Here is a 16546-nt window from a genome sequence, read left to right as displayed (position 1 = left end):
GGGATGAGCAGACGTCTGCCCCGGCGCCGGGTCGTCGAAGGTCCATGAACGAGCCGCGGGCCGGGAAGCCCGTCAGCGACTCACAGGAGTGGAGAGAGATCGCGACGCGAACGCCGAAAAGGCGGGCGTCAGCGACAGTGGATGTCGGCGACGCACAGAGCGGTCACACCGATGAGCGCCAGCTCGATGGCGGCGCGAGAGGAGGTGTGACGGGTCGACATGTGCAGAAATATCTATGAACTCTCTGCACATGTCAATGTGACTTGTGAGGCATCCGTCAACTCCCGGGGTACGCCCAGGGGTTGGGCCGACAGTGGATCCCGTCGTGGTCGAGGAACTTGGTCTGCTGCTGCATGACCGGGGCGAGGTCGCCGTCCTTGTCGCAGGTCACGTGGGGGAAGCCGAGCCGGTGGCCGACCTCGTGGTTGATCAGCATCTGCCGGTACGCGTGGATCCGATCACCGTACGTCTTCGACCCCTGCGCCCATCTGTACGCGTTGATCATCACGCGCTCGGTGGCGGCGGAGTCGCACGACACATTGTCGACGGTGGTGTCCAGACCGGACTTGGCGCACCAGTCGGCCGTCGTACCGGGGCTGGCCAGCGTGATCACGAAGTCGGGCTTGCCGGAGTAGATGCGCTCGAAGGTGCGGGCGCCGTTGTGGGCCCAGCTGCGGTCGTCGTTGAGCGTCTTCTGCACGGCCTGCGCGAAGAGTTCACCGTCGAGCCCGAGCCCCTGCTCCACATCCACGCGGTAGGTGAACTTCTGCCCCGTGCCGGGCGCCTTGTCGATCCCCGGGACCGCGTCGAACTTCCCCGAGCCCTTGAGCTCGGCGCTGAGCGCGTACCTCTCGCCGATCTTCTGCTCGTACGTCAGCGGCGCCACGCTCGGCGCCGCCCGCCCGTCCCCGCGCGAGGCCGAGTCGCGAGCGTCCCGCGCCTGATCGGCGGCGGACTGCGACTGTACGTCGCCGTCCGCCCGCCCCTTCACTACCTGACCGGCGACGACCACGGCCAGCACGGTGACGACGGCGGCGGCCGCGATGCCGGTGAAGGCCCGGCCCTTGGTGCCCTTCGCCGGCACGGGCTCGCCGGTCGGCGGGGCGTAGTCGTCGGGGTCGGCGTCGGTGTCGGCGTCGTTCGCGACGCCGACACGAGCCCCGGCCTCGGTGTCCCAGTCGGTGACGGAGGCGTACGGGTCGGCGGCGTGCGCGGACTCGGACGTACGGGGCGCGAAGACGTCCACGTCCCCCTCGAAGGCGTCGAGATAGTCCTGCCGGGGCCCCTCGGCCGACGACGCCCGCCGGGGCCGCGGCAGGGGAGCACCGGTCACCGGCGGAGCACCGGCCGCCACGGCAGCGCCGTACGCAGCCCCGGTGCGCCCCCTCAACTCACCCCAGCCACCGCCCGGTTCACGCTGCTCGGGGTGGCCGCCGCGGGCCAGGGGGGTGCCGTGGGCGGGGGTGCCGTCGGGCAGCCGCTGGAAGCCGTGGGCCGGGGTGCCGTCGGGCAGCCTCGGAAACCCATGAGCCGGCGTGCCATCAGGCAACCTCGGAAACCCATGAGCCGGCGTGCCGTCCGGGAACCTCGGAATCCCCTGCGCGGGCGTGCCGTCCGGGAACCTGCGCCCTCCATAGGCCGGCGCCCCACCCATCGGCATCCCCTGCCGAGCGGCGGGCGGCGGACCGGGCACCCTGCGCCCGCCGGGGCCACCAGGACCACCGGCCTGCGACCAACCGCCCTGGCCCGCGCCCGGAGCCGCACCCGGCCGGGCAGCGGGGACCCTGCCGGATCCCGGACCCGGCACGGACGGCCCCTGCTGGGCCGCGCCCGCCTCCGGTTGCGCTCCCCGAGAGCCCTGTCGTGCAGTTGTGTCCGCGGTGTCGCGTTTGGCGGCAGACCCGCGGCGGCTGTGGCGTCCCACGTCGCGCCTCAGCTCCCCGCGTTCTCGGTCACGGCCTCATCATCGCCCGCACCCCGACCCACGGCCCCGGTCGATCCCTCACCGGGCCCGGTCGCACCCTCACCGCGCCCCACACGCCCGACAGCCGCCGACTCCCCCGCCTCCGCGACGAGTTCACGGAACGCCCGGGCGACCACCTCGGGGTACTCCATCATCGCCACGTGCCCGGCCTCCGGCAGGCTCAGCAGGCGGGAGTCGCGGAAGGCGCGCCCGGCCTCTGGCGCATGCGGTAGCCCACGAGCTGGTCCCGGCCGCCGTAGATGAGCAGCGTCGGCGCCAGCACCCGCTCGGCCTGGCGCCACAGCGCGTGCTGCCCGCCCAGCGTGTACGCGTTGACCAGCCCGCGCGCGGAACGCGTCATCGCGTCCCAGAAGTACGGCAGTTGCTGCCGTCGTTCCATCTCCTCGACGGCGTTACGGAACCCTTCCGGCGTCACCCGCCCCGGGTCGCCGTAGCAAAGATGCAGCACGCCGCGGACCCGCTGCTCGGCCGTCCAGCCCCGGGTGAACCGGGTGAAGAGCGCAGTCACTCCGGGCACCGCGAGCAGCGCCGTAGGCACGGCCGTGCGCTGGACGCGGATTTCGGGCAGCGCGGGCGACACAAGGGTGAGCGTACGGACCAGATCGGGACGAACCGCCGCGACGCGCGTGGTGACGGCACCGCCGAGCGAGTTGCCGAAGAGGTGTACGGGGCCGCGGCCGGAGGCGTCCAGATAACGAATCACCGCGCGTGCGTGCGCGGTGATCGAGTAGTCGCCGTCGTCCGGGGGCGGCGAGTCGCCGAAGCCCGGCAGGTCGACGGCCTCGCAGTCGATGTCGCCCTCGAGCCGCTCCATCAGCGCCGACCAGTTCTGCGAGGAACCGCCGAGTCCATGGACGTACAGCGCGGGCGGCAGACCCTCGCGCGCGTGCGGCCTCGAACGCACCGTCAGCGTGACTCCCGGCAGCCCGACCGATCGAAGCCGCTCCCCCTCCGCGACCCTGACGGTCGCCACCTTGGGCAGCACATTGGCGGTCGCCGGCGCAGACGGGAGTTCGGTCGAAGACATGCGGCAATGTTACGAGACGATCACGCTCTGGTTCATGTGTTCGCCGTCACAAGTCGACACGTACATGGCAGCCGCACGCCCTGCCTGGCCAGGCCAGGCCCGAGGGCCGCCGAGATTCCCCGCATACCACCGCAGATCCACCGCGTATCGGCCGCAGATCGCATAGCGTCCGGAACCTGTGTCTCCTAGGCTCATACGCAGGGCACCCGTACATGGACCCCTGATTCACCCAGGGACACCGTGCCCCCCACGGGGACGTTCTAGGAAGGGAGCCCGCCATGGCCGTCGATCCCACCGACCCCGAGACGTTCGTGAACGACGACACCGAGGAAGCCCAGGAGTTCGACGTCGAGGCCCCGACGGCCGACGCGGCCGAGCAGCACACCGACGTCCGGCCCGACCGCGACGACCCGCTGACCGGCGCGAACCAGGACCGGGCCAACGAGGCCGACCTGGCCGAACAGGCACGTGTCGTCTCCATCGACGAGGACGACTATCGGTGACCACCCGTGACGGCAGCCGCCCCAGGAGGCCGCCGAGCACGAACAAGGGCGCACCGCGAACAAAGGGGCACCCGGCGACGGTGCGACCGGACGCAGCCGGACGCGACAGAGCGCGGAAGAGAGCGCCACTGAGCAGGAATGAGGATATTTGTTGCCCGTTCCAGCCCGGTTTCAAACCTTCTGCGCGACTTTCGTCACCGTCCGGTCCGTGAAATTCTGCGCTCGCACCGCGCACAGCAGGGTTACCGAAAAGTACGATGGCGGCGCGGCGCATACCGCATGTGGACGACATTGGGAGGCGGCGTGACAGCCATCGAGCAGACAGAGGCGGCACGCCCGCGGGGCACTCGCCTGCCGCGCCGTGCCCGACGGAACCAGCTTCTGGGCGCCGCCCAGGAAGTCTTCGTCGCGCAGGGTTACCACGCTGCCGCGATGGACGACATCGCCGAGCGCGCGGGTGTCAGCAAGCCCGTGCTCTACCAGCACTTCCCGGGCAAGCTCGACCTCTATCTCGCACTGCTGGACCAGCACTGCGAGTCGCTGATCCAGTCCGTACGGAACGCGCTGGCGTCGACGACCGACAACAAGCAGCGCGTACGGGCGACGATGGACGCGTACTTCGCGTACGTCGAGGACGACGGCGGCGCCTTCCGCCTGGTCTTCGAGTCGGACCTGACGAACGAGCCGGCCGTGCGCGAGCGCGTCGACAAGGTCACGACCGAGTGCGCCGAGGCGATCTGCGACGTCATCGCCGAGGACACCGGCCTCTCGCGCGCGGAGTCCATGCTGCTCGCCTCCGGCCTCGGCGGCCTCGCCCAGGTCGTGGCCCGCTCCTGGCTGCACAGCGACCGCAGCGTCCCGCGCGACCAGGCGGTGCAGCTGCTGACGTCCCTGGCGTGGCGCGGCATCGCGGGCTTCCCGCTGCACGGCACGGAGCACCACTGACACGCACGCGCGTGTGCGGGGCGTTTGTTCCCGCCCGCTGTTCGCTCCTGGCGTTCTCGGGCGGAGCGTGTACGTCCCCTCACCGGGCTAATGTGTGCTGGGTACGGCGCGGAAGGTCGCGCACTTCACTGACCGTCGGAGGGACATAGCCGTGGAGGTCAAGATCGGCGTGCAGCACGCGCCCCGCGAGATCGTTCTGGAGAGCGGTCAGAGTGCCGAGGAGGTCGAGCGGGCCGTGTCCGAGGCGCTGGCCGGGAAGTCACAGCTGCTGACCCTCGTGGACGAGCACGGCCGCAAGGTCCTGGTCCCGGCGGACCGCCTCGCGTACGTGGAGCTCGGTGAGCCGGCCCCGCGCAAGGTGGGCTTCGGCGCGCTTTAAGGAAGACGCCGACAGACAGGCGTAAAGGGAGGGGCCCGGCGACGACCAACGGTCGCCGGGCCCCTCCCTTTTCTCCACGGATGGAGCACAGCTCGATCACAGAGGAGGATTGCATTCCGCAGGTCAGGGGTATGACGGGCTACGACCGTTTCGAGCAGGCCGGCCATGTGGGAGGGACCCCAACATGCTCTTGGAAGCGCTCAGCTCCGCGATCCTCGGCCTGGCCCTGGCATGGGCTGCCGCCCACCGCCTGCCGCACCGTCTGCCCACCCGTTCCCTGGTCCTGCCGACCGGTGTCGCCGGTGCCCTCTTCGGCGCCTTCATCACGCACACCGCGCTGGGCTTCGGCAACCTCTTCCTGATCCTCATCGGCGCGGCAGCGGTCTCCGCCGCCTCTCTCTCCCTGCTGGTACGCCCCGCGGGAAGACTCCACCGCCACTCGGCGACCGCGTGAGTCCAGAGAACGACCGGCCGCCGGAGAACTGACGTGTACGGCCACGCCCCCTCGCTCCTCAACGCCGGTCCAGGCACCCTCAGCCCGCCCGGCGTTTGAGGACGAGGCCCGTCCAGGGCCGAAGCGGGGGTCTGGGGGCGGCAGCCCCCAGAAACCGGGGTCGCAGGGGCGAAGCCCCTTCAGGATGGGACGGGTAGGGGCGGCGGGGGCGAAAAACCTACGCGGCCAACCCCAGCGCAGCCATCCGCTTCGTGTGCGCCTCAGTGATCCGCGAGAACATCCGGCCGACCTCCGCGAGATCGAACCCGTCCGCGACCCCGCCCACGAGCATCGTCGACAGCGCGTCCCGATCGGCAACCACCCGCTGCGACTGCGACAGCGCCTCGCCCATCAACCGCCGCGCCCACAGGGCAAGTCGCCCACCCACCCGCGGTTCGGCATCGATCGCGGCCCGCACCTTCTCGACGGCGAACGAGGCGTGCCCGGTGTCGTCGAGCACGGCCAGCACCAGCCCCCGCGAGTCCGCGTCGAGCCGAGCCGCGACCTCCCGGTAGAAGTCACTGGCGATCGAGTCACCGACATACGCCTTGACGAGCCCCTCCAGCCAGTCCGAGGGCGCCGTCTGCTTGTGGAACCCGTCCAGCGCGGCGACGAACGGCTCCATCGCCTCCGTCGGCTCGGCCCCGATCTCGGTGAGCCGGTCCCGCAGCTTCTCGTAGTGGTGGAACTCCGCCGACGCCATCTTCGCCAGCTCCGCCTTGTCCGCCAGCGTCGGCGCCAGCTTGGCGTCCTCCGCCAGCCGCTCGAACGCCGCCAGCTCCCCGTAGGCCAGCGCGCCCAGCAGGTCCACGACAGCGGCCCGGTACTGCGGATCGGCGGAGGCCTGCGCCCAGTCCTGGGCGGCGACCCCGGTGTGTTCGACGGTGGAGTCAGCGGTGTCGGAGGCGTCAGGCGTGTTGTCAGGCGTCGTCATGAAGCGCACAATAGCTCGCTCACCGCGTCGGGGAAGTCCCTGGTCAATGACTGTGACGCCGACTACGTGACCAATTCGGCCATCGCATGTGCGCGTTTCCGGGGTATGGTGGTAATGCGCCCGCTGGTACTTAGACGTACCTCGACGGGCCGCACGTTATGAGGATGCCCGGTCGGTGGCCCGATCGGCTCCGACCCGACAGCCCTCCCCGTCCGTACGGCACTCTGCGTACGGAGCCCGGAGGGGGACACCCTCAGCGGTACGAGCGCTAGAGCGTCGGCAGTGGTCCCGTGCCTTACGGCCTGACCGTATGGCAGGCGACGTCCCCGGCACGGTCCGTCAAGACCCCCGCGCTCGCCTCGCACCGCGTACACAGAAGAGGCAGCACCCTGACTACGACTTTCCGAGAGCTCGGAATCCTTCCCGAGACCGCAGAGGCCCTTGAGGCCGTCGGCATCATCACCCCCTTCCCCATCCAGGAGATGACCCTCCCCGTCGCCCTCTCCGGCACGGACGTCATCGGCCAGGCCAAGACCGGCACCGGCAAGACGCTGGGCTTCGGTCTCCCGCTCCTGGAGCGCGTCACCGTCCCCGCCGACGTGGAGGCCGGTCGCGCCAAGCCCGAGGCCCTCACCGACGCCCCGCAGGCGCTCGTCGTCGTCCCCACGCGCGAGCTGTGCACGCAGGTCACCAACGACCTGCTGACCGCGGGCAAGGTACGCAACGTACGCGTTCTCGCCATCTACGGCGGCCGCGCCTACGAGCCCCAGGTCGAGGCCCTCAAGAAGGGCGTCGACGTCGTCGTCGGCACCCCGGGCCGACTGCTGGACCTCGCGGGCCAGAAGAAGCTCAACCTGGGCCACATCAAGGCGCTCGTCCTCGACGAGGCCGACGAGATGCTCGACCTGGGCTTCCTGCCCGACGTCGAGAAGATCATCAACATGCTGCCGGCCCGCCGCCAGACGATGCTGTTCTCGGCCACCATGCCGGGCGCGGTCATCGGTCTCGCGCGCCGCTACATGTCGCAGCCCACGCACATCAACGCCACCTCGCCCGACGACGCGGGCAGGACGGTCGCGAACACCAAGCAGCACGTGTACCGCGCGCACAACATGGACAAGCCCGAGATGGTCGCGCGCATACTGCAGGCCGACGGCCGGGGACTGGTCATGGTCTTCTGCCGCACCAAGCGCACCGCGGCCGACCTGGCCGACCAGCTCCAGCAGCGCGGTTTCGCCGCCGGCGCGGTCCACGGCGACCTGGGCCAGGGTGCCCGTGAGCAGGCGCTGCGCGCCTTCCGCAACGGCAAGGTGGACGTCCTCGTCTGCACCGACGTCGCCGCCCGTGGTATCGACGTCGAGGGCGTCACGCACGTCATCAACTACCAGTCTCCCGAAGAGGAGAAGACGTACCTGCACCGCATCGGCCGTACCGGCCGTGCGGGTGCCAAGGGCATCGCGATCACCCTCGTCGACTGGGACGACATCCCGCGCTGGCAGCTGATCAACAAGGCGCTGGAGCTCGACTTCAACGATCCGCCGGAGACGTACTCCACCTCCCCGCACTTCTACGAGGAGCTGAGCATCCCCGCGGGCACCAAGGGTGTCCTGCCGCGTTCGGAGCGCACGCGCGCCGGGCTCGGGGCGGAAAAGCTGGAGGACCTCGGCGAGACCGGGGGGACGCGGTGCACGCGGTCGCGGTGGCCGAGGCGGCCGGGACGAGTCCCGCTCGTCCTCGCCGGACCGCGAGAGCACGGCACGTACGCCGCGTCGCCGCCGCCGCACCCGCGGCGGAGCATCGATGGACGGGACGTCGGCTCCGGCCGCCGGTCCCGTGACGGCGGACGAGACCGTCGAGGCCACCACGGCCGAGTCCGTGACCGCGCCTCGCACCCCGCGTCGCCGTCGCCGCACCCGCGGCGGAGCGACGGAGCCGACCGCGGCCGTGGCGACCACGTCCTCCGCGCCCGAGCCCGCGGAGGCCGCGGAGGCGGCCGTCGCAACGGCGGAGGGCCCGTCCCTGGACACCACCGAAGAGGCGGCGGCCAAGCCGCGCCGCCGCCGGACCCGCAAGTCGGCCGAACCGAAGGCGACTTCGGCGGAGGCCGTGACGGCGCCCGAGGCGGAGGCCGCGAAGGTCACGGAGGCCGTGCAGGCGTCCGAGGCCGCTACGGCTCCCCAGGTCGCGGAGCCCGAGGAGGCCCCCGCCACCAAGCCGCGCCGCCGGACCCGCAAGGCGACGGCCCCGGCGGAGACCGCGGCCGACACGGCCGAGGGCACCACCGAGGCCGCCCAGGAGACCCCGGAAGCCGTGGTGGAGACCAAGCCGCGCCGCCGGACCCGTAAGGCAACCGCCGCCGCGGAAACCGCCGTCGACACGGCCGAGGCCACCGAGGCCAAGCCCAAGACGCGCCGCACCCGCAAGACCGCGGCGTCCGCCACCCAGGCCACCGACACCGCCACCGCCACCCTGGCCGCCGACATCCCGGCCCAGACGGCCCAGGAGCCGGAGGCCGCCGAGGCCAAGCCGCGGCGCACCCGCAAGGCGACCGCCACCGCAGAGGCCGCCGTGGACACGGCCGAGGCCGTGGAGGCCAAGCCGAAGACGCGCCGTACGCGCAAGGCCGCGGCCCCGGCCGAAGCCGCCGTGGACACGGCCGAGGCCGTGGAGGCCAAGCCGCGCCGTACACGCAAGGCCGCCGCGACCGTCGCGGAGCCCGAGGCCGCCGAGGCCAAGCCGCGGCGCACCCGCAAGGCAACGGCCGCGGCCGAAACCGCCGTCGACACGGCCGAGGCCACCGAGGCCAAGCCCAAGACACGCCGCACCCGCAAGACCGCGGCGTCCGCCACCCAGGCCGCCGACATCCCGGCCCAGGCCACGCAGGAGCCGACGGCCACGGAGGCGCCCGCGCCTCGCCGTCGTACCCGCAAGGCCGCGGCGACGGTGGAGGCCGTCGACGGTGCTGCCGAGGTGAAGCCCAAGGTGCGCCGTGCCCGCAAGGCCACGGCCGCCACGGAGCCCGCGGAGAGCTGATCTCCCGTACGACGGCCCGGTCCCGCCTCGCGCGGGGCCGGGCCGTCGGCGTTCCCGGGCCGCGGGTGGGGCTCTGGCGGCGCACCGGCTACCCTCCCCCCGTGACCACCCAACCCGCCTTCACGCCGCCCCCGAACGCCCGCGCCTACCCCCTGCACACCCCCCGCGGGACCTTCGCCGTCGTCGACTCCCCCGCCGCTCCCGGCGTCGAGCCCCGAGGCCTGGCCCTGCTGCTCCCCGGATTCACCGGCAGCAAGGAGGACTTCACGCTCATGCACGAGCCGCTCGCGGCGCGCGGCTACCGTACGGTCGCCGTCGACGGTCGCGGGCAGCACGAGTCGGACGGACCGGAGCACGACGAATCCGCGTACGCACAGGACGAGTTGGCCCGGGACGTCCTCGCCCAGGCGGCAGCCCTGGAAGGCACCCGCGACACCCCCCTCCATCTCTTCGGCCACTCCCTCGGCGGCCAGATCGCCCGCGCGGCGGTCCTCCTCGACCACTCCCCGTTCCGCTCGCTCACCCTCATGGCGTCGGGCCCCGCGCAGATCTCCAACTCTCAGCAGCAGCGCGTGAAGCTGCTGCGGGACGCGCTCGCGGTGATGACCATGGCCGAGACCTGGGAGGCCATCCGCGCCATGGGGCCGCCCGAGGAGGTCGGCGGGCCGGCACGCGGCATCGGTGGCCAGGATCTGCTGCGCCGCCGTTGGCTCGGCACGAAGCCCGCGCAACTCTTCGCGACGGGACGTCAGTTGTGCACGGAGCCGGACCGCGTCGACGAACTGGCCGCCGTACCGCTGCCGTTCCACGTCCTGTCGGGCGCCAGTGACGACACCTGGCCGGTCCCGGTCCTGGACGGCATGGCCGCACGGCTGAACGCCCGGCGGACGATCATCCCCGGCGCCGAGCACTCCCCCAACGCCGACCAGCCCCTGCGCACCGCCGAGGCCGTCGCCGACTTCTGGGACACCGTCGACAGGACCGACACCTAGTACCGACGGCGTTCGACGGAACTGACGATCGCCACACCAGCAGCGCAGCGCAGCGCGGCTAGTACTGCGCCTGCAGGTGCTCCCAGAACCCGTCCCGCAGCGCCCGCCGCAGATCCGCCTGCCCGCGCAGCGAGTACTGCAGCAGCCCCTCCGCCTCCACCAGCAGGTCCTGGTCCACCGACCCGGGCAGATACGGATGCCCGGGCAGCAGCTCCACGAGCGACTCCCGCCCGCGCGCCGCGAGCCACTTCGCCACGATCTGCGCGCCGACGAACCGGACGTCCTCCCGCGTCGGCCGGGCCCCCGCCGCCTCGTACGCGGCGGCCGTGCGCCGGGAGACGTACGGTTTGAAGAAGTCGAGGTCGAAGGTGCGCTGGCTGTCGACCTCCCAGAGCAGCGGCTCGGCCTGGTTGCGGCCTTCCGGTGCCTCGATGCCCCACAGGTGCACCCGCGCCCCGTACCCTTGCGCCGCCTCGACCGCCGACACCAGGTCCTCGTCCCCGCCGAGCAGGGCCGCATCGCTGATGGCGCGGTGTCTGGCCAGGGACTCCAGGTCGGTCCTGATCAGTGAGTCGACGCCCTTTTGCTGGTTGTTGGCGTTGAGGTTGCCCAGCCGCACCTTCACATCGGGGAGCTCGGCGATCGACTGCTGCTCCGCCGTGTGGATACGGCGCCGCGCGCCGTCGTACCAGTAGACCCGCAGCAGCCTGCTGTCCGCGAAGATGGTGCGCGCCCGGTCGATGAGCGCCTCGATCAGTCCCTCGGTGTCCAGGTCGAAGGCCCGGCGATCCTCCGTCCCGGCGACCAGCCGTCCCGCGGCCGCGTACAGATAGCCCGCGTCGACGAAGATCGCGTGGGTCGAGGGCGTCTTCGCGACCTCGGCGAGCATGCGTTGCAGCAGCTCGTTGGTGTGGTCGATGCGGGCGGCGAGCGCCGCGAGGTCGTCGTTCATCGCTTCCATTGTCCCGGCGGTCACGCTGCGAACACAACCGGTCCCGGTCGGTCCCGCCTCGATCCCGGCAACCACTTACCGGTCAGTAGTTAGACGTTCGAAAATTTTCTTTAGCGTAGGGAATGTTTGTAACACGCAGCCCGTTGCATACGTGTGTAACCAAGTAGTTCTCCTCAGGAGGATGACCAGACGAAGGGAGAAGCCATGCGCTTCGAAATCATGCGACTCGACGAGGTCGACGGCACACCCGTGGACAGCACCGTCGTGGACGCCGCCTCCGTCAACCGGATCGTTCAGCAGGCTGCCGCGATCGGACAGCGGCTGTGGATCCGACCGGCCGAGACCACGGCCTCATAACAGACGCGGATCACCGCAGAAGCTTCGAAGCCCCCGTACGGCACGGATGCCGTACGGGGGCTTCGCGCATGCTTCCGGCTCAGGCGCCCTGGATCACCTGCGTGACGCCGTTGATGATCTGCTGGACCGCGATCGCCGACAGCATCATGCCCGCGAGCCGCGTCACCAGGACCACGCCGCCGTCCTTGATGACCCGGATGATCAGCAGCGAGTACCGCATCACGATCCACAACACGACATGGATGGCGAGGATCGCCGTCCACACCGACACCTGCATGGCGGCGCTGTCGGCCTTCTGCACGGCGAGGATGACGGACACGATCGCACCCGGCCCCGCCAGCAGAGGCATGCCCAACGGTACGAGGGCGACGTTGACGTCCTTGGTCTGCTTCGGCTCGTCGGTCTTGCCCGTGAGCAGGTCGAGCGCGATCAGCAGGAGCAGCAGCCCGCCCGCGATCATCAGCGCGGGCACGGAGACGTGCAGGTAGTTGAGGATCTGGTGGCCGAGGAGCCCGAACACCGCGATCACGCCGCCCGCCACACAGACGGCCTGGAAGGCCATCCGCTTCTGCACCTTGGCCGGACGACCGGCGGTGAGCGCGAGGAAGATCGGGGTGATCCCGGGGGGATCCATGATGACGAAGAGGGTCAGGAAGAGGGAGCCGAAGACGGCGAGGTCGAACATGGGTGAGGAGCCTTGCGAGGTGAGTGAACGCGTGGTGGGCAGGCAGAGCGGGACTACAACCGCTGTGCGCCGCCGCTGTGGGCAGTCGTTCCGCAGGGCGGAACGGGTGGGCACAGCCGACAGCGCCGGGTGCCTCAGAAACGGACGTGGGGTGCGACCGGCCTAGACCCCGCCGGCCCCCGGAACGGGAAACGCTCCGGCCGCCCGACGCGTGATCTCGCCGTACACCTCGGGATCCGTCGTGTACTCGCCGAGCACGCACGTCTTGCGGCTGCCGTGGTAGTCGCTGGACCCGGTGGTCAGCAACCCGAGCTCCTTCGCGAGCCCGCGCAGCCGGGCACGCGTGTCGGGATCGTGGTCCATGTGGTCGACCTCGATGCCGTCGAGCCCGGCCGCGGCCAGGTCGGCGATCGCGGACTCCGGCACCGTACGGCCCCGCTTGCTCGCGGCCGGATGCGCGAAGACGGCGACGCCGCCCGCGGCCTTGACCAGCCGGATCGCCTCGAACGGGTCGGTCTCGTGCTTCTCCACGAAGGCCCGGCCGCCGTCGGCCAGCCAGTCCTCGGTGAAAGCGTCGCCCACGGTCGGTACGACACCGAGCTCGACCAGCGCCGAGGCGACGTGCGGCCGCCCGACCGAGCCGTCACCGGCGATCCGCAGCACCTGCTCCCAGGTGACGGGCACGCCCAGCTCGTTGAGCTTGGCGACCATGCCCTGGGCCCGGGGCACGCGGTCGTCGCGCACCAGCTCCCGCTCGGCGAGCAGCGCCGGCTCCTCGGGGTCGAAGAGGTAGGCCAGCATGTGCATGCTGATGCCGTCGAGACGACAGGACAGCTCGGCGCCGGTGATCAGGGTGAGCCCTCGCGGCAGCGCGGCGATCGCCTCGGCGTGCCCGCGGGTGGTGTCGTGATCGGTGAGCGCCACGACGTCCAGGCCGGCCGCGGCGGCGTTGCGCACGAGCTCGGCCGGGGTGTCCGTGCCGTCGGAAGCGGTGGAGTGGGTGTGCAGATCGATGCGCACGACGCGAACTCCAGTCGATGACGGCGCGGAAGGGGACGCTCAAGGATAACCGCATTTTCAACGACTCCTGTCACACCCGTACGGCCGAGCGCCCCTTACATGGACTTGCCCAGGCGCGCGGGGCCGTATCGGTGTGCGGCTCCGCCGCGTGGGCGCGACCAGCCACGAACGCCCCGCAGCCGCACACCACTCCCGCCACCCGAACCCTTGGGCGCCCGGCCCGGCCCGGCGGAGCGCTACGGCTCGAGCAAGCGCGGCGACAGCGCCCCACAGGGCACCAACTCCAGCTCCGCCCCCGCGTCCCGCAGGTCCGTCAGCACCAGCTCGTCGTACATCAACAGCCCCGACTGCTCGGGCCACATCACCGCCCACAGCCACATCCCGAGCGCCTCCCCCGCGAACACGGCACGGTCGTCCGGGGTGCCGGAGACATGCCACAGCGGGGTCGGACGGCCGGCGGCCAGGACCTTGGCCTGGGGTGGCTTCTCGACGTTCATGTACGCCCCCGGGTCCGGGCCGTCGAGGCCGGCGTAGCGGGCGCCGAAGCCGACGCCGAGTTCCTCGGCGACCAGGATCAGCTCACCCATGCCGCCGAGCGGGCCGGGTCCGGAGCAGGCCACGGCCGTCCCGCGGCCGCCGCTGCGGTCGTCGCCCGCACTGGCCACACCCGTGAACAGCCAGCCGATCGGCAGCGGCCACGGCATCCACACGGGCACCTGCGTGCGATGCACGACGACGCCGAGGGCCTCGACGCTGGGCGGGATCACGGGCTGCACCGGGTGCACGGTGCCGTGCACATCGCACTGCCAGGTGTCGGCGAAGAGTCCGGGAGCCCTGACCCGGCCACCACACTTCGGGCAACTGGGTTCGCCCCTCATAGGGCCCCACGGTCCTACCCCTGGTGCGTCACGTCAAGGACGATCACCCGTCCGGGCGGAACCCGCTCACCGAAGCAGCCGGGCACCCTTTGCATCATTAGCATGCCTAACTTAATATGTGTATATGCCATCTACTTCTCTGCTGCGACAGCCGAAGGCCGTGTGGGCGACCGCCGGCGCGTCCGTCGTCGCCTTCATGGGCATCGGACTCGTCGACCCGATCCTGCCGTCCATCGCGAGCGGTCTGAACGCCACGGCCGGACAGGTCTCCCTTCTCTTCACCTCCTACTTCCTCATCACCGCCGTGGCGATGCTGGTCACCGGCTTCGTCTCCAGCCGGATCGGCGGCCGCAAGACCCTGCTGCTCGGCCTCGCGTTCGTGGTCGTCTTCGCCGGGCTCGCGGGCACCTCCGGATCGGTCGGCGAACTGGTCGGGTTCCGGGCGGGCTGGGGGCTCGGCAACGCGCTCTTCGTCTCCACGGCCCTCGCCGTCATCGTCGGCGCGGCGGCCGGCGGCAGCGCGGCGGCGATCCTGCTGTACGAGTCCGCGCTCGGCCTCGGCATGGCGTGCGGCCCGCTCCTCGGCGCGCTGCTCGGCGACGCCAGCTGGCGCTACCCGTTCTTCGGTACGGCCTTCCTGATGGCGGTCGGCTTCCTGTGCATCGCGGTGTTCCTGCGGGAGCAGCCGAAGCCGGCCCGCAAGACCTCGCTGCTGGACCCGGTCAAGGCGCTCGGCCACGGCGGTTTGGCGTCCACGGCGATCTCGGCGTTCTTCTACAACTACACGTTCTTCACCGTGCTGGCCTTCACGCCGTTCGTGCTGGACATGAGCCCGTACCGGTCGGGCGCGGTGTTCTTCGCCTGGGGTGTGCTGCTCGCCGTGTTCTCGGTGATCGTGGCGCCACGCGTGCAGGAGCGGTTCGGTTCGCTGCCGGTGCTCGGCGGCTCGCTGGTGCTGCTCGCCGTCGACGTACTGGTCCTCGGCTACGGCGACCACACCACCGCCGTCGTCTGCACGATCCTGTCCGGCGCGTTCATCGGCGTGAACAACACCGTCTACACGGAGCTGGCCCTCGGCGTCTCGGACGCGCCTCGCCCCGTGGCGAGCGCGGGCTACAACTTCGTCCGCTGGTTCGCGGCGGCGGCCGCGCCCTTCTTCGCGCCGAGGATCGAGGAGTGGACCGGCAGCATCCGCATCCCCTTCGTGGTGGCGGCGGTCACGGCTGTCGCGGGCGCGCTCGTGGTCGTCGTCCGGCGCGGGGCTCTCACCCACGAGGCCGAGGAACTGGAGACGAAGCACGCGACCGAGGACAGCGTCACCGTGTTCGCCAACTGATGCTTTTCAGCCACCGGTTGGTGAAGTTACTCACTCCAGCGGGACGGACGTGCGGACGGGATCCCGAAGGTCCGTCCCGTTCGTCAGCCAGCGCTCCTGGAGAGCCTGGGCGCCGTGCACGCGTTTCCAGGCGGCCTCGTTCGGGGTCATGGGAAGCAGCGGCAGGAAGTGCACGGGGTCGGCGGGTTCGTCGAGCTCCAGGTCCTCCACCAGGCCGCCCGGCTCAGCGACCAGGACCGAGGTGAACGGTGCGCCGGGCCACAGCGGTTCGCCGACGTCCAGGGAGGCGCCCGGGGCCACGATCACACCCTCCACCTGCGGGGACGCCGCGAGTACGGCGAGCGCGCGGAGCACCTTGTCGGTGTCGGCGATGCCGGAACGGACGGAGAGGAGCAGCTCGGCGCGCGGACCCTTGACCGGGTCGGCGAGCACCGCGGTGGGGTCGCTCATCGGCTGCGCGGACATACCCAGCGTGGCGTAGCGGACGACGTCGCCCTGCTGGAAACGGAGCACCTCGATGCGGTCCGTACCGAGGAAGGTGACCGCCGCGCGCGCGTCCGGCTCGCCCAGCGCGGTGCGCAACCGGGCCTCGACCAGAGGAAGAACATCAGCCATGCGGCGAGCATAGAACTCGTCAGTACCGGGCAAAGCAGCGCCTTGACACTTCAGTCGGCTGATACTCTTGCCCGGTGTTCGGGGCAGCACGCAGAAGCGTCGCGATCGAGTCCCGACGCCAAGTTTGACTCCCCTACGGGGAACCCCGAACGGGGTATGGAACGTCCCTCACGAGGGACCGGCCGGAGGAGGTGGGGCTGCTATGGATCGAAGTCGACCGTGCAGTACCACTCGCTCTTCCCGCCACTGATGTAGCTGATTCGGCTGTTCCGCTCCGGCTGACCGCCGCCCTTTCACGCTCGCGTCCTCACACGGAAGAGCACTTCGTTTCGCTTTGCCTGATCTGTCTGATCTGAATCAGCAACGAAGCCCGCCACCGCGACGGTGCGGTGCTCCCCGCTTTGTGGACGTGC

15 protein-coding genes and 2 pseudogenes are annotated in these 16546 nt (G+C 71.0%); 8 read left to right on the top strand and 9 right to left on the bottom strand.

Features of this window, described 5'->3' with window-relative positions:
• Positions 1-128 precede the first annotated feature (128 nt).
• From AB5J49_RS31325 to AB5J49_RS31315, 3 genes and pseudogenes are all read right to left on the bottom strand, one after another.
• Positions 129-221: an Ms4533A family Cys-rich leader peptide gene (locus AB5J49_RS31325; protein ID WP_323377644.1), complete on the bottom strand. Its 93-nt coding sequence runs from the start codon at positions 219-221 to the stop codon at positions 129-131.
• Between the two features lie 56 nt (positions 222-277).
• Positions 278-1924, bottom strand: coding sequence for a DUF3152 domain-containing protein (locus AB5J49_RS31320; RefSeq protein ID WP_369172223.1), 1647 nt, complete (start codon positions 1922-1924; stop codon positions 278-280).
• Between the two features lie 8 nt (positions 1925-1932).
• Positions 1933-3011: pseudogene (locus AB5J49_RS31315) on the bottom strand (alpha/beta fold hydrolase).
• A 278-nt stretch (positions 3012-3289) separates the two neighbouring features.
• On the opposite strand from AB5J49_RS31315, the gene AB5J49_RS31310 reads away from it, so the two are divergent.
• From AB5J49_RS31310 to AB5J49_RS31295, 4 genes are all read left to right on the top strand, one after another.
• Positions 3290-3514 (top strand): hypothetical protein, encoded by a 225-nt coding sequence (locus AB5J49_RS31310; RefSeq protein WP_369172222.1) that lies wholly within the window; start codon positions 3290-3292, stop codon positions 3512-3514.
• 303 nt (positions 3515-3817) lie between these two features.
• Positions 3818-4459: a TetR/AcrR family transcriptional regulator gene (locus tag AB5J49_RS31305; protein WP_369172221.1), complete on the top strand. Its 642-nt coding sequence runs from the start codon at positions 3818-3820 to the stop codon at positions 4457-4459.
• 151 nt (positions 4460-4610) lie between these two features.
• Positions 4611-4838: a DUF3107 domain-containing protein gene (locus tag AB5J49_RS31300; protein ID WP_062711803.1), complete on the top strand. Its 228-nt coding sequence runs from the start codon at positions 4611-4613 to the stop codon at positions 4836-4838.
• A 184-nt stretch (positions 4839-5022) separates the two neighbouring features.
• Complete coding sequence (locus AB5J49_RS31295) at positions 5023-5292, top strand: hypothetical protein (RefSeq protein ID WP_369172220.1); 270 nt, start codon at positions 5023-5025, stop codon at positions 5290-5292.
• Between the two features lie 217 nt (positions 5293-5509).
• On the opposite strand, the gene AB5J49_RS31290 is transcribed toward AB5J49_RS31295, so the two are convergent.
• Positions 5510-6274, bottom strand: coding sequence for a ferritin-like fold-containing protein (locus AB5J49_RS31290; protein WP_369172219.1), 765 nt, complete (start codon positions 6272-6274; stop codon positions 5510-5512).
• 473 nt (positions 6275-6747) lie between these two features.
• Here AB5J49_RS31290 and AB5J49_RS31285 point away from each other — a divergent pair.
• Both AB5J49_RS31285 and AB5J49_RS31280 read left to right on the top strand, forming a co-directional pair.
• Positions 6748-9298: pseudogene (locus AB5J49_RS31285) on the top strand (DEAD/DEAH box helicase).
• A 101-nt stretch (positions 9299-9399) separates the two neighbouring features.
• On the top strand, positions 9400-10290 hold the full coding sequence (locus tag AB5J49_RS31280) for an alpha/beta fold hydrolase (protein ID WP_369172218.1): 891 nt from the start codon (positions 9400-9402) through the stop codon (positions 10288-10290).
• Positions 10291-10348: 58 nt separating this feature from the next.
• Here the strand turns inward: AB5J49_RS31280 and AB5J49_RS31275 are convergent, their stop codons facing one another.
• The gene (locus AB5J49_RS31275; RefSeq protein ID WP_369172217.1) at positions 10349-11242 is read right to left on the bottom strand and encodes an NYN domain-containing protein; all 894 of its coding nucleotides are present in this window, start codon (positions 11240-11242) and stop codon (positions 10349-10351) included.
• A gap of 204 nt (positions 11243-11446) precedes the next feature.
• Between AB5J49_RS31275 and AB5J49_RS31270 the strand changes: the two genes are divergently transcribed.
• Positions 11447-11599 carry a hypothetical protein gene (locus tag AB5J49_RS31270; protein ID WP_093906763.1) on the top strand — a complete coding sequence of 51 codons (153 nt, stop codon included), beginning with the start codon at positions 11447-11449 and terminating at the stop codon, positions 11597-11599.
• 79 nt (positions 11600-11678) lie between these two features.
• Here AB5J49_RS31270 and AB5J49_RS31265 read toward each other — a convergent pair whose 3' ends face one another.
• The 3 genes from AB5J49_RS31265 to AB5J49_RS31255 form a co-directional block, all read right to left on the bottom strand.
• Complete coding sequence (locus tag AB5J49_RS31265; RefSeq protein WP_369172216.1) at positions 11679-12284, bottom strand: MarC family protein; 606 nt, start codon at positions 12282-12284, stop codon at positions 11679-11681.
• A 162-nt stretch (positions 12285-12446) separates the two neighbouring features.
• Positions 12447-13304 carry a PHP domain-containing protein gene (locus AB5J49_RS31260; protein ID WP_369172215.1) on the bottom strand — a complete coding sequence of 286 codons (858 nt, stop codon included), beginning with the start codon at positions 13302-13304 and terminating at the stop codon, positions 12447-12449.
• Between the two features lie 236 nt (positions 13305-13540).
• Positions 13541-14182, bottom strand: coding sequence for a DUF6758 family protein (locus tag AB5J49_RS31255; protein WP_369172214.1), 642 nt, complete (start codon positions 14180-14182; stop codon positions 13541-13543).
• A 124-nt stretch (positions 14183-14306) separates the two neighbouring features.
• Here AB5J49_RS31255 and AB5J49_RS31250 point away from each other — a divergent pair, with 124 nt between their 5' ends.
• On the top strand, positions 14307-15518 hold the full coding sequence (locus tag AB5J49_RS31250) for an MFS transporter (protein ID WP_369172213.1): 1212 nt from the start codon (positions 14307-14309) through the stop codon (positions 15516-15518).
• A 30-nt stretch (positions 15519-15548) separates the two neighbouring features.
• On the opposite strand, the gene AB5J49_RS31245 is transcribed toward AB5J49_RS31250, so the two are convergent.
• The gene (locus AB5J49_RS31245) at positions 15549-16133 is read right to left on the bottom strand and encodes a suppressor of fused domain protein (RefSeq protein ID WP_369172212.1); all 585 of its coding nucleotides are present in this window, start codon (positions 16131-16133) and stop codon (positions 15549-15551) included.
• Positions 16134-16546 lie beyond the last annotated feature (413 nt).

Origin of the sequence: Streptomyces sp. R28, assembly GCF_041052385.1 — a bacterium.
In the GTDB taxonomy this organism is placed as follows: domain Bacteria; phylum Actinomycetota; class Actinomycetes; order Streptomycetales; family Streptomycetaceae; genus Streptomyces.
The sequence above is the reverse complement of the archived record's forward strand: the minus strand, read 5'-3'. Positions and strand labels throughout refer to the sequence as shown.

What these genes read in the sequence shown, in the direction of transcription:
- AB5J49_RS31325 (WP_323377644.1), bottom strand. Translation starts at nt 221, where the DNA reads ATGTCGACCCGTCACACCTCCTCTCGCGCCGCCATCGAGCTGGCGCTC.
- AB5J49_RS31310 (WP_369172222.1), top strand. Translation starts at nt 3,290, where the DNA reads ATGGCCGTCGATCCCACCGACCCCGAGACGTTCGTGAACGACGACACC.
- AB5J49_RS31295 (WP_369172220.1), top strand. Translation starts at nt 5,023, where the DNA reads ATGCTCTTGGAAGCGCTCAGCTCCGCGATCCTCGGCCTGGCCCTGGCA.
- AB5J49_RS31275 (WP_369172217.1), bottom strand. Translation starts at nt 11,242, where the DNA reads ATGAACGACGACCTCGCGGCGCTCGCCGCCCGCATCGACCACACCAAC.
- AB5J49_RS31270 (WP_093906763.1), top strand. Translation starts at nt 11,447, where the DNA reads ATGCGCTTCGAAATCATGCGACTCGACGAGGTCGACGGCACACCCGTG.
- AB5J49_RS31265 (WP_369172216.1), bottom strand. Translation starts at nt 12,284, where the DNA reads ATGTTCGACCTCGCCGTCTTCGGCTCCCTCTTCCTGACCCTCTTCGTC.
- AB5J49_RS31255 (WP_369172214.1), bottom strand. Translation starts at nt 14,182, where the DNA reads ATGAGGGGCGAACCCAGTTGCCCGAAGTGTGGTGGCCGGGTCAGGGCT.
- AB5J49_RS31250 (WP_369172213.1), top strand. Translation starts at nt 14,307, where the DNA reads ATGCCATCTACTTCTCTGCTGCGACAGCCGAAGGCCGTGTGGGCGACC.
- AB5J49_RS31245 (WP_369172212.1), bottom strand. Translation starts at nt 16,133, where the DNA reads ATGGCTGATGTTCTTCCTCTGGTCGAGGCCCGGTTGCGCACCGCGCTG.